Consider the following 13,539-nt stretch of genomic DNA (forward strand, 5'->3'; position numbering starts at 1 on the left):
ATACTCTTGCAGGTTTAGCAGGTGATGACACCTTGGCAGGAAATGATGATAATGACAGTTTAGTAGGTGGTGAGGGTAATGATTCTATAGATGGTGGTGACGGCAATGATACCTTTATTGGTGGTCTCGGAGTAGATACCCTATCTGATAGTAGTGGTGATGACTTCTTTGTTTATACCGATTCCTTAGATGGTGGTGGAACAAGCTTTAATGCAGATGCTACCTCTATTGGTACTGCTATTAGTGCTGGTTTATTTGACCGCATTACTGGTTTTGAAGGCTTAGGTGCAGAAGGTGGAGATGTTCTGGCATTTTCTAGTGAAATTCTTCCATCTCTAGATAATATTGTCACTAACGTACAAACTGTCGATAATATTTCTGATAATGTTTTATCCGGAAGTCCTGGTTTATTCTTGTATGAAGGAGGAGACAATACTTATCTAATTTATGATGCTGATGGGGACAATACCACAGGTGATAATTCCCAAATTTTAGCAGAATTAGAAAATGTAAATGGAGTTATTGCTGTGGATCTAAATGATGATTTTACTGTTATTTAATCAGGACTGACGCAAAGAAACCGGGTTTCTGGGTTCGCCTGGCTTTAGTCCTGCTAATTACATTACATTGCAAATATATGAGGTACAAATATTAAAGATAAAGTCTTTGTAGTGTAAACATCTTACCTGCCCAAAGTTTACCTCATATAAAATCCGGTTGAATACTCCTTATATAGTTGTCGGAGATGGGGAGATGGGGAGATTGAAGTGTAGATAAAATTATTAGGACTTACGCATGCGAAACCCGGTTTCTACGACAAATCGTTGTTTTGAGCAGTAATAATCTACCCTCGTACCGGGTTTCTAGGTTCACATGGCTTTAGTCCTGATTATGAACATATACTATATAACCAGATTCTATATAATATAAAATTCGGATATAGCAGTCGAAGCAAAGGACGCAGACATTTATAAATCTTAAAACCCTTTGAGATTCAACTGTTCCCTGTTAAGTGTTCCCTTATAGCAGTCCAAGCAAAGGACGCGGACATTTATAAATCTTAAAACCTTTTAATATTCAACTGTTCCCTGTTCCCTGTTTCCTAGCGCGTAGCGCTATAAAACCCACTAAAATTAATCTGAATTTTTCCTGATCGGAGCCAACTACCAACGTCTAATAGAACAGTAAATTAAGTGAGTTTTAAAACCAAACAAATTATGACTATAATTACTGTTACTAATCTTAACGACAGTGGAAATGGTTCTCTAAGACAAGCGATCGCTGATGCTAGTTCAGGTGATACCATTCAATTTAACGACAGTCTAGGTGGTGGCACTATTAACCTCAATAGTGAACTATTAATTGATAAAAATCTTACTATTGATGGGGATGAAACCAACCGAGTCACTATAGATGCACAAGGTAACTCTCGTGTATTTAACATTGATGACGGCACTAGCAGAGATCGGAATGTTATCATTGATGGAGTTATCATCACAGGTGGAAATGCTTCTGGTCGTGGCCAAAATAAAAAGGGCGGTGGTATATTCACTAATGAAGCACTGACTCTCAGCAATAGCATAGTTACAGGCAACACAGCATCAGGTAGTGCAGCTGATGGTGGTGGTATCTATGTCAATGACTTAGGTAGCGCCGATATTGCCAACACTACTATTAGCAATAATACAGCAGGTGATGATGGTGGTGGTGTCTTCGGATTTGGTACTGTAAATATTAGTAACTCTACTATCAATAACAACTTAGCAAGTGGAGATACTGCCGATGGTGGTGGTGTTTATATCGTTGGTAATACAAATATTTCTAATTCCACTATCAGTGGTAACACAGCCAATGGCGATGGTGGTGGTGTATATGTTAAAGATGGTACACGTCCCGATGCCACAATCAGCAATGCTACAATTACTAATAACCAAGCACCAGCAGGTAAGGGTAGTGGTTTAGCTGCTTTTGGAAGCAGTAATACTACAACTGTCACTTCTAGCATTATTGCTGGTAACGTTAACAGTGATGTTGACGACCTAACTGGCGGTAGTAACGCCATCCAAAGTGGAGGCAACAACTTAATTGGCATAGGAAACTCTTCTGCAAGATTTAATGCTACAGGCGACACAACAGGAAGCACTAACCCTGGTCTAGATATTCTTGCTGACAACGGTGGATTGACTCAAACCCATGCTTTACAATCTGGTAGCGCCGCTATTGATGCTGGTAGCAGCTCTGGTCTGACTAATGACCAACGCGGAACAGGTTTCGCTCGCGTTGTTAATGGTGCTGCTGATATTGGTGCTTTTGAGTCTGGCAACTCTACACCTACTCCTACACCAACCCCAGATACTATTATTGGTACTGGAAACAATGATACTATTGAGGGCAATAATCAGGATAATCGTATTGACGGTCGCGGAGGAGCAGATCAAATCAGTGGCCTCGAAGGTAATGATGAACTGATCGGTGGTAGTGGTAGTGATGATTTGTTCGGTGATGAAGATGATGACACCCTTGATGGTGGAAATGGTCGCGATCTACTTGAAGGTGGTGATGGTCGAGATAGTCTGCTAGGTGGTAACGGTCGAGACACTCTCCTAGGTGGTAACGGTAACGACACTCTTGACGGTGGTATTGCTAACGACACTCTTGACGGTGGAGATGGTCGTGATATTTTCGTATTGCGTGCTGGTGATGGCAATGACCAGATCGAAAATTTTGAACCAGACACAGATGATTTCTTGTTAGATGGTTTAACTGAAAGTGACGTGATTGTAGTTCAAGATGGTAATGATGCTGTTATCCGGGTCGCTGCAACATCAGAAGATTTAGCAACTGTACTAAATACCCAAGCTACAGAAATTGATCTTCCTACTGGTTCTAATGAGATTATTGGTACTGGAGATAATGATACTATCTCAGGTACTGATGAAGATGACACAATCAGAGGTTTAGGTGGAGAAGATGACATCACTGGTGGCAGTGGTTCAGATCAATTGTTTGGTGGTACTGGTGACGATAGCTTGGTAGGTGATGAAGGTAATGATACTCTTCAAGGTGAAGATGAAAATGATACCCTCATTGGTGGTGAAGGTCGAGACAGTCTCCTAGGTGGTAATGGTAACGATCGCTTAGTAGGTAATAGTGGCCGAGACAACCTCATAGGTGGTAATGGTAACGATACTTTGCTAGGTGGTGGCAGTAATGATACTCTTGACGGTGGTAGTAGTAACGATAGCTTGGTAGGTAATGGTGGCCGAGACAACCTCATAGGTGGTAGTGGTAACGATACTTTGCTGGGTGGTGGCAGTAATGACACTCTTGACGGTGGTATTGGTGACGATGAACTGACTGGTGGCAGCGGTGCTGACAGTTTTGTATTACGTGCTGGTGATGGCTTTGATACTATTTTTGGTTATGAAGATGGAACAGACAACTTCTTGTTAGATGGTGGTCTGACTTTCAGTGACTTAAGTATAATTGCTAGTGGTGGTGGTACTCTTCTACAGGAGACTGCAACATCAGAAGATTTAGCCTTTTTGGACGGTATTTCTCCTACAACTATTAATTCTAGTGATTTTGTTACTATTTAATTCAGATTAACCTCTTTTTCCAAGTCTAAGTTAAATTGATTATCAAAGCGATCGCTCATTATTAGAGAGCGATCGCTTTTACAGCAGATTCCAACCATAAGAAGTACAGATATTAATAATTCAACCTATCTAATGCGGGCTTTCCAGCCCGCGTGAGTGTGGTAGAATCTGCTGTATATTATAACAGAAGGCAGAAGCGGTGCGACCCCGCGTCGGCGACAGACCCATGAGACCTCGCCATACCTCGATCGCTTTTTGCGCATTCCACTTACATTGAAATTCTCTATTACTGAAGAATACCGCGTTTTTGCCTAAGCGCAACGTCGGGAGTATGTCAAAGATAACGTATAATAGCAACTCTGCCATATCTGGGGTCAATTTCAATTCCCATTATTTCTAAAGTTATTAAAGAAGTAGTAGACTCGACAAAAATAGAGTAATTTGTCGTCGTACCTATTGACAGAGATAAACATTGATTAAAAATTTCTTGCCTATGCTTAATAGGCAAAAAATTATGTTCCCCGATTCTTAATGCTGCTTGATTATAAAAAGAAAATTGACCCTGGAAGTTAAGGATACCAGCAGGAGTTGGAAATTCTTCACACCACCTTAAGGCTAAAAACCATTTAGCTTCTGAAAGTCTTTGATATTCTCGGTTTGGGTTAGGGTGTTGTAAAACTTTGTATCCCCTTTCACTGGCGAAAATTGTTCCCCCTAAAAACCCAAACACTATGCCAATGGTATTACCCATGTTGAAATAGCTCCATCCATAATGTGAGAGATATTGGGTTTATTCAGTTATCAGTTATCAGTTATCAATACCTCATAGCTTTTGTCAGAGGCTGGAAATACTGAAATCTATTTTTTTCATCTTTGGTATCTTTGAACAGGATTAAATTTTTGAGGAATATAGTCTTGTGTAGTAAGAAGGAATACACACAAAAGCAGGAAAAAGATTAAAAATATTCTCTACCTCCCCATTATAAAAAAGTAGATCCTAAATGTGTTCTATAGATGCCCCTGAAAAGTAACTTTTTCAGTCATAAGACTTACACAGAAAGAAAACGGGTTGCTCGACGAAATTTCCTATTTTGAAAGTAATTTTAGGGCAATAAACCCGATTTCTGATTTAGGGTTGGCTGATTAAATCTAAAAGTATTTGTAGATAAAGGTTTCAGTATTTTTAGGATCGGAAAAAGTGCAAGTTTTTAGGCGGCTCAGGTTCAGACATCTGAGCATCTGACGTTAACTAGGACAGAAAAATTAAGGAACTATTCTTTCAAATACTTCCTCTATAACTCCCCTAAATCCTTACTTTTAACTATTTCCTACTTCCTACTCCCTACTCCCTACCTCCACAACAAAGATTTTCCATACCCAAACCCTAGTTAGATGGAACTTTAATTATTACTAATTAGCACAAACTGAATAATCTTTTTGATAATTATGATCCAGCTAGTGTTAATTATTTTGTAAGCATTTCCTGCGGAATGCTGCACCAACAGCTATGAGCTGTCAGCACTCTAAAATGGTTAGAACTTACCTATCATAGATAAGTTTTATAGCTTATGAATATCTTATCGGCTGTTCAGCAAATACCTAATTATTTTCAGCATATATTTATGATTCATTTCATGGCTTGTTTTCTAATTAAGTTTTGTGTACTTACTAGAGCGCTGTTCAACTCATAATTACGTTGCTGCGGATTTTTCAGATAAGCTTGTTGTTCTTGCTCTATCATCTCTACATCTTGCTCTACTAAACCATCAAGTAATTTTTGAGCTGAACCAAATAAGCTTTTTTTAATAAATCGTCTAAACCATTCTGGTAGTTTATGTAAACGGGAGAAGCTATGAAGGGATGTAAAATGGATTAGATACCCTTGAGTTTCTATTTTATTAATCGGGCATAAAAGGCAATAAATTTTAAAGTCTTTTCCTAAATTTGAAACCCAATTTGGATAGATATAACTAACATTTAATGGTTCGGGATGAAGTTGTCGTAAAGCGGGAAATAATAATTGAGATATTGACCAAATTTTGTCAATTTGATAATAGCTTTGAGCGTTATAAAAAGCATCTACTCGGTCGTCATTTGCAGATAAATCTATTAATTCTGCTGCTGCCCAAGCTTGCCAATTTTGATGCAAATGTCCGTGGTGCATATCCATTAAATTTTCGATTAAATAAGAATAATGAGCACGACATTTTATTACTGAAATTGTGGCAATATAATTAAGATTTTCCCACTCAGGAATTTCTAGGGGAGAAATTAAATCTGCTAATGATTTATCTCCAGGAAACACCCAGATCAAACCGTTTAATTCTTGAACTGGAAAAGTCTTAATTTGACAAGTAGGTAATTTTTGATTACTTGCTAAATAAGGTACATAAGAACATTCTCCACTTGACTTAAAGCGCCATCCGTGGTAAGCACATTCTAATTCATCAGCGATCGCACGACCAGAACTAAGTTTGACGAAACGATGAGGACAAAGATCTTCGAGAGCGTGGACTTTTCCATTAAGACCCCGGTAAAGAACGATAGGTTGCTGCCAAAGGGTAATGTTTAAAGGTTGAGATTTGAGTTCTATGCTACGAGCAACAGCATACCAATGGTTTTGGTTAATTCCCAAGTTACGGATATCATGGTAGAAAGTAGTTTGAGGAGAAGACATATATTCAGTTATCAGCTATCAGTTATCAGTTATCAGTTATCAGTTTTTAGTTATCAGCGAAACTTAACTTAGTCAGGACTTAGGCCAAGGTACTAGATATAGAGTTAAAAAACGAGACCCCTCTAGTTTTGAGCGCTATATATATGGTCTGGTGCGTTAGTCCTGTTAGTCATCTTCCAGATAACTTTAGCTATTAACCAAAAATTTTAATCCTTGGCCTGATCAGTTTTTAGTTATCAGCGAAACTTAACTTAGTCAGGACTTAGGCAAAGGTACTACATATAGAGTTAAAAAACTATAGCGCTATAGTTTTGAGCGCTATATATATGGTCTGGTGCGTTAGTCCTATTAGTCATCTTCCATATGACTTTAGCTATTAACCAAGAATTTTAATCCTTTATCAGTTATCAGTTTTTAGTTATCAGCAAAATATTAACTTAGTCAGGACTTAGGGAAAGGTACTAGATATAGATTTAAAAAACTATAGCGCTATAGTTTTGAGCGCTATATATATGGTCTGGTGCGTTAGTTATCAGCAAAATATTAACTTAGTCATCTGAAAGATGACTTTAGCTATTAGTCAAGGATTTTAATCCTTGGCGGTTCTTGGCGCTAAAGTCATCCCCCAACTCCGCCAAGAAATAAATTTCTACAGCGAGCAACAGAAGTCATCTCAAGATGACTAAAAGCACAAGATAATATATAAACCAACAGTTATCTGGAAAATAACTTTAGCTATTAGCCAAGGATTTTAATCCTTAGCCAAAAAACTCATATCAGTTATAAGTTATAACCATAAGAAATCAATCATTGGTGATACCATTTCTCAATGAAGTTGCGCTTAATAAAAGGTAACAGTTCTTGAAAAATTAAGGTCTGGGTAAGAATTATTAAGCGCATTGTTATAGAGAAATGATATGAGAAAAAACTGTAGGGGTTTGGTCTCCAAACCCAGACAAAAAGGGATTTGGAAACCAAACCATTACCATCAAATCTTACTGAAAAATTAAGGTATAAAGCCTCTCCATTGATGGAGAAAAAGCGGTCAAGAGATGGCGAGGTTTCCTCCTCATATTCAATCTACCAAGAAAAGAAAAAAATTCCTTTTAGTCAATCCTCGTTTTTATAATAAGAGGCAATTATTAATAATTAGGGCTTGCGTATGGAAATATGAAAAGATTAATATATAAAGATTTTAGCCTTTTTATGTCTGAAAAAAGTACCTGTTTTTCATCTTTTCATAGTCAAAAAGTTGGTATTTTAGGCGAGATCAGCAAAGAAAATCAAGGGACGATTCCATACTACTATCTCCTCTATAATTCCTACTTATTCTGGATTGCAGGATTGCTGGATTCTGACTCCTATCCTTAACAAAAAGACTTTTACGGTTCCCGATAAATCAGCAAACCCTAATTAATTTAGTATTTTTATAGGAAAATTTAACAATGATTAATATCCCAGGTTATCAAATTATTGCCAAAATTTATGAAGGTCCTAATTCTATAGTTTATAGAGCGAAACAAGAGCCAAATAATTTACCTGTTGTACTTAAACTTAGCCAAAGAAATACCTCTGGGGAATTAGGAAATAATCGATACAAAAAAGAATATGAAATTCTCAAGTCTTTAAATATTTCTGGAGTAAGTAAGGCTTATGGATTAGAAAAATATCAGAATACTTTAGTGATGGTAACAGAAGATATTGGTGGTACATCTCTCAAAACATTAATTGCCTTAGAAAAGTTTACTATTTTAGGCTTTTTAAATTTGGCTATTAAGGTAGCTGAAAGTTTAGGAGAAATTCACAGTTCTAATATTATTCATAAAGATATTAATCCATCTAATATAATTTTTAATCAGACAACTGGGGAATTAAAAATTATAGATTTTAGTATTTCCTCTCTATTAACTCGCGATCGCTATAAACTAGAAAATTCTAATATTTTAGAAGGTACTTTAGCATATATATCTCCGGAACAAACTGGTAGGATGAATTCTGCGATAGACTATCGTACAGATTTTTATTCTTTGGGTGCTACTTTTTATGAACTATTAACTCAGGAACTACCTTTTAAGAATACTGATGCGATGGAATTAGTTCATGCTCATATTGCTAAACAACCGAAACCTCCCCATGAAATCAATCCCGAAATTCCCAAAATATTATCCAATATTATCTTGAAGTTATTAGCAAAAACTCCAGGGGAAAGATACCAAAGTGCTTGGGGTTTAATTTCTGATTTAGATGAATGTTTAAATCAACTTCAAACAACATCAACAATAGTAGAATTTCCTCTGGGTAGTCAAGATATTTCTGATAAGTTTCAAATTCCACCAAAGTTGTATGGGAGACAATCAGAAATCTCAGCACTAATGGGAGCTTTTGACCGTGTGAGTAATGGTAAAAAAGAAATGATGTTAGTAACTGGTTATTCTGGGATAGGTAAATCAGTTTTAGTACAAACAATTTCTCAACCAATTATTCGTCAAGGTGGATATTTTATTTGGGGAAAATTCGACCAATTTCAACACAATATTCCTTATTCAGCAATTGTTAGTGCATTCTCGGAATTAGTTAGAATTATTTTAAGTGAAAGTGAAGCTAAATTGCATGAATGGAGAAATAAACTTTTAGCAGCTTTTGGTACTAACGGGCAAATTATTATTGATGTAATTCCTGAATTAGAATTAATTGTCGGACCTCAACCAAAAATTCAAGAATTAGGAGCAACTGAAACTCAAAATCGTTTTAATATTATATTTCAAAAGTTTATTGAATTATTTTGTCAACCAGAACATCCTCTAGTTATTTTTCTTGATGACTTGCAATGGGCAGATTCTGCTACACTGAAGTTAATTAAATTAATGATGACGGATGAAGAAACAAAGCACTTATTTATAATTGGAGCATATCGAGATAATGAAGTTAATTATAATCATCATTTAATGATGACTTTAGATGCTATTTGGTCTCAGTCTGGGAATATTAATTATGGGCAAATAAATCAAATTAATTTAACTCCTTTAAAGTTTGAACATATCACTCAATTAATTGCCGAGACATTACATAGTGATAAAAACTCGGTTCAAGAATTAGCAGAGTTAGTAGAAACTAAAACAGGTGGAAATCCTTTTTTTGTCAATGAATTTATGAAAACTCTCTATCAGGAAAATTTGCTAAAATTTGATTTGGAAAGGATTCGGTGGGAGTGGGATATGGAGAAAATTACCGCACTTGATATTACCGATAATGTGGTGGAGTTAATGATTGGAAAGTTACAAAAATTACCAACTTTAACTCAGAAGGTTGTTAGTTTAGTTGCTTGTGTCGGAAATCAATTTGATTTGAATACTCTTTCTTTAATTTATGAAAAGGAATCTTATGGAACTTTTCAAGATTTATTACCTGCTATTCAGGAAGGATTAATTCTACCTGCTTCGGAAACAGAAGCTGAAAATGTAGAATTGAATTTATATCCATTTTTAATTCTGAATTATAGATTTTTGCATGACCGAGTGCAACAAGCAGCTTACACTTTTATAGATGAATCGGAAAAACAAGCAGTACATCTGAAAATTGGTCGTTTATTGTTAGAAAATACTCCTCCAGAATATCGTGGGGAACGAGTGTTTGATTTAGTAGATCATCTAAATTTAGGCAGAACTTTAATTACAGATGAACCAGAAAAAATTGAATTAGCAAAACTCAATTTAGAAGCTAGTAAAAAAGCTAAAGATGCCACAGCTTATGTAGCTGCTAAAGAATATATTACTGCAGGCATATCTCTATTAAATCAGAATTGTTGGGATAAATATTATGACTTAACTTTTCCCGTATATAAAGAAGCAGCAGTAGTAGAATATTTAAACAGTAATTTCTCAGAAAGTGAAGCATTAATCAAAATAATATTAGATCATTCACAATCTGTTCTGGAAAAGATAGAAGTTTATAATTTATTGGTGATTCAATATACTTTACGCAGTGATTATGAAAAAGCAATTGTCGCTGGGAAAAAATCTCTAGGATTACTAGAAATAGAATTGCCAGAAACAGATTTACAAACAGCAATTAATCAGGAATTTGTTAAAGTTAAAGAAAATTTAGGCGACCAAGAAATTGCTAACTTAATTAATCAAAAAGAGAATCAGACATCACAATCTAAAATCGCTTTAGGATTATTAACAAGTTTGATGGCATCTTGTTATTTAACTAATCCGGAACTATGGACGTTAATGATACTCAAAGGCGTTAATATTTCCCTAGAATATGGTTCCATTGCCGAATCATGTCTTTGTTATACTAATTATGGAATAATTCTTAATAGTTATTTCGGAGATTATCACTCCGCATATCAGTTTGGTTTATTAGCTTTAAAACTAACAGATAAATTAGGAATTTCCGGATTAAAATGTAAAGCTTGTGCTGGATTTGCTAATTCATTAAGTTTTTGGTTTAAGCACATTAGAGAATCTAATTTAATTAACCAAGAAGGATATGGAGCTGCTTTAGAATCAGGAGATTTAGAATATGTGGGTTATCTTTTACATAACACATCTCTTAATTCATTATTTCAAGGTCAACCTATTCCAGAAATGTTGACAGAGATTTATCGCCATTTACAATTTGCTCAAAAAACTAAAAATCAACTTTCCATAGATACTTTAATTGGCATTAAAAATCTTCTAGAAAATCTGTCATTAAAATCTGAAAGTGAGGAGACTTACTCTCTAGAAGACGAACAAATTAATTTCCATATTAATATAGCTGAAGAAACAGAATATTTAGGTAGTTGCCAAGAACATCAAAACTTTTATTCCTTGTGCATATATCTGATTTATAAATCATATCTTTTCTATTTGTATGGAAACTTAGATGTAGCATTAGATAGTATTCTTTCAGCTAAAAAATATATCGGATTTATCACAGGTACTTTACCCACTACCGAATTTAACTTTTATTATTCACTAATTTTAATTGCTTTTTACCCAAATGTTTCTGAAATTAAGCAAAAAGAATATTGGCAACAAGTAGAAATAAATCAACAACAGATGAAAATTTGGGCAGATAACTGTGCCGACAACTTTGAACATAAATACTTATTAGTAGCAGCAGAAATTGCCAGTATTTGCGGAGACAAAATAGTAGCAATAGACTTATATAATCAAGCTATAGAATCTGCCAGTAAAAATGAATTTATTCAATATGAAGCATTAGGTAATGAATTAGCCGTAAAATATTGGTTAAATCAAAATAAACCTAAATATGCTAGAGTGCATTTACTAGAAGCTTACTATAGTTATCAAAATTGGGGTGCAAATAGAAAACTAAAAGACCTAGAAAATCAATATCCAGAACTACAAAATATATTAACAGTTAACAAACCAATGATCTACCCTCACAATACATCAATTTCCGATGATACTAACAGTAATAGTCAATCTTTAGATTTAGCCACAGTTATTAAAGCATCTCAAGCAATTTCTAGTGAGATTGTCTTAGATAAATTATTATCTAAATTGATGAAAATTCTCATCGAAAATGCTGGTGCAGAAAAAGGGGTACTCCTACTATCAACAGAAGGTAAATTAATTAATAAAGCTGAAGCTACTTTAAATTCTCAAGAAGTGCTAGTGCAAAAGACGGAAATTAATCAATCTGAAGATTTACCACTAACAGTAATTAATTATGTAGAACGAACTCGCCAAGACGTCGTATTAAGTAATGCTTTTGCCGAAGACCGTTTCACAACCGACCCTTATATTGCCAAAATTAAACTTCAATCTGTTTTATGTACTCCGATTATTAATGGAGGCAAACTTATTGGAGTTTTATACCTAGAAAATAACCTAACTACAGGTGCATTTACTCCAGAACGTTTGGAGATATTAAGACTTTTATCCTCCCAAGCAGCAGTTTCTTTAGAAAATGCAATTTTGTATGCTTCAGTCGAACAAAAAATCCAAGACAGAACCCAAGAATTAAACGAAAAAAATATTCGACTGGAACAAACATTACACGAACTGAAGCGTACTCAATCCCAACTTATTCAAAGTGAAAAAATGTCAAGTTTAGGACAATTAGTTGCCGGGGTAGCTCACGAAATTAATAATCCTGTGGGCTTTATTTATGGCAATCTTTCTCCTGCCAATGAATATATTTCTGACTTACTAAACTTGATTGAATTATACCAAGAAAATTATCCCGAACCTGTAGATGAAATTCAAGATGAAATTGAAGATATAGACTTAGAATTTCTCATCGAAGACTTACAAAAACTTTTAACTTCTATCAAAACCGGAGCCGAAAGAATTAGAGATATTGTGATTTCTCTGCGCAACTTCTCCCGGTTAGATGAAGCTGATATGAAACAGATAAATATCCATGAAGGGATTGATAGTACCCTACTAATTTTACATACCCGTATTAAAGAAAAATCAGATAGACGGGAAATTGAAATAGTCAAAAATTATGGTAATTTACCACAGGTTGCTTGTTATGCTTCTCAAATGAATCAAGTATTTATGAACTTGTTGAATAATGCAATTGATGCTTTAGAAAAACTGCGGGATAAAGAAAAAGAAGTAGACAATAAACCAACTATTATAATTTCTACTGAAGTCACAGATTTACAAACAGTAAAAATCAAATTTTCTGACAATGGTAGTGGTATTAGTCCTGAAGCATTATCGAAAATATTTGACCCATTTTTTACTACTAAAGCAGTTGGTGTAGGTACAGGTTTAGGATTATCAATTAGTTATTCAATCGTAGTAGAAAAACATGGAGGTGACTTGAGTTGTGTTTCTGAACTTGGAAAAGGTTCAGAGTTCATTATTGAAATTCCTGTTAAAGCAAAAAATAATAATGGATAATTAATCATTAATAATTAATAATTAATCATTAATATAGCCATAAGAAATGATTTGTGAGAAAAAAACTGTAGGGGTTTGGTCTCCAAACCCTAGCGCTAACATATTTAAAGAACCCCCTTGAATCAAATCTTATAACCTATTTAGCATTGCTATAATTGATAATTAATATATGAAATGATTTGTGAGAAAAAAAGTGTAGGGGTTTGGTCTCAAAACAAAATTGCTAAAGGGTTTGGAGACCAAACCCCTACGATAAAATCTTACAACCTATTTAGCATTGCTATAATTAATAATTAATAATTGATGATTAATCTCTAATATTACAGCACTTTTGAGGATGTTAAGGTACATTTTGAAAGATTAATATCTATCTTTGTAACACAGCCTTCTA

Annotated in this window: 5 protein-coding genes; 3 read left to right on the forward strand and 2 right to left on the reverse strand. The window is 34.8% G+C overall.

Features of this window, described 5'->3' with window-relative positions; genetic code table 11:
- Window positions 1-560: calcium-binding protein (locus tag VKJ25_RS04045; RefSeq protein WP_375340299.1), on the forward strand; the 560-nt coding region annotated here is incomplete at its 5' end.
- A gap of 657 nt (window positions 561-1,217) precedes the next feature.
- Entirely contained in the window at window positions 1,218-3,599 is a 2,382-nt protein-coding gene (locus VKJ25_RS04050) for a calcium-binding protein (RefSeq protein WP_324235343.1), read from the forward strand.
- Window positions 3,600-3,933: 334 nt separating this feature from the next.
- On the opposite strand, the gene VKJ25_RS04055 is transcribed toward VKJ25_RS04050, so the two are convergent.
- Together VKJ25_RS04055 and VKJ25_RS04060 are read right to left on the reverse strand one after the other, a co-directional pair.
- Entirely contained in the window at window positions 3,934-4,350 is a 417-nt protein-coding gene (locus VKJ25_RS04055; protein ID WP_324235344.1) for a hypothetical protein, read from the reverse strand.
- Window positions 4,351-5,226: 876 nt separating this feature from the next.
- On the reverse strand, window positions 5,227-6,276 hold the full coding sequence (locus tag VKJ25_RS04060; protein WP_324235345.1) for an aromatic ring-hydroxylating dioxygenase subunit alpha: 1,050 nt from the start codon (window positions 6,274-6,276) through the stop codon (window positions 5,227-5,229).
- Window positions 6,277-7,721: 1,445 nt separating this feature from the next.
- On the opposite strand from VKJ25_RS04060, the gene VKJ25_RS04065 reads away from it, so the two are divergent.
- Complete coding sequence (locus VKJ25_RS04065) at window positions 7,722-13,148, forward strand: trifunctional serine/threonine-protein kinase/ATP-binding protein/sensor histidine kinase (RefSeq protein ID WP_324235346.1); 5,427 nt, start codon at window positions 7,722-7,724, stop codon at window positions 13,146-13,148.
- The last annotated feature ends 391 nt before the right edge of the window (window positions 13,149-13,539 follow it).

It is taken from the genome of Okeania sp. (assembly GCF_035285525.1).
Classification (GTDB): Bacteria; Cyanobacteriota; Cyanobacteriia; order Cyanobacteriales; family Microcoleaceae; genus Trichodesmium.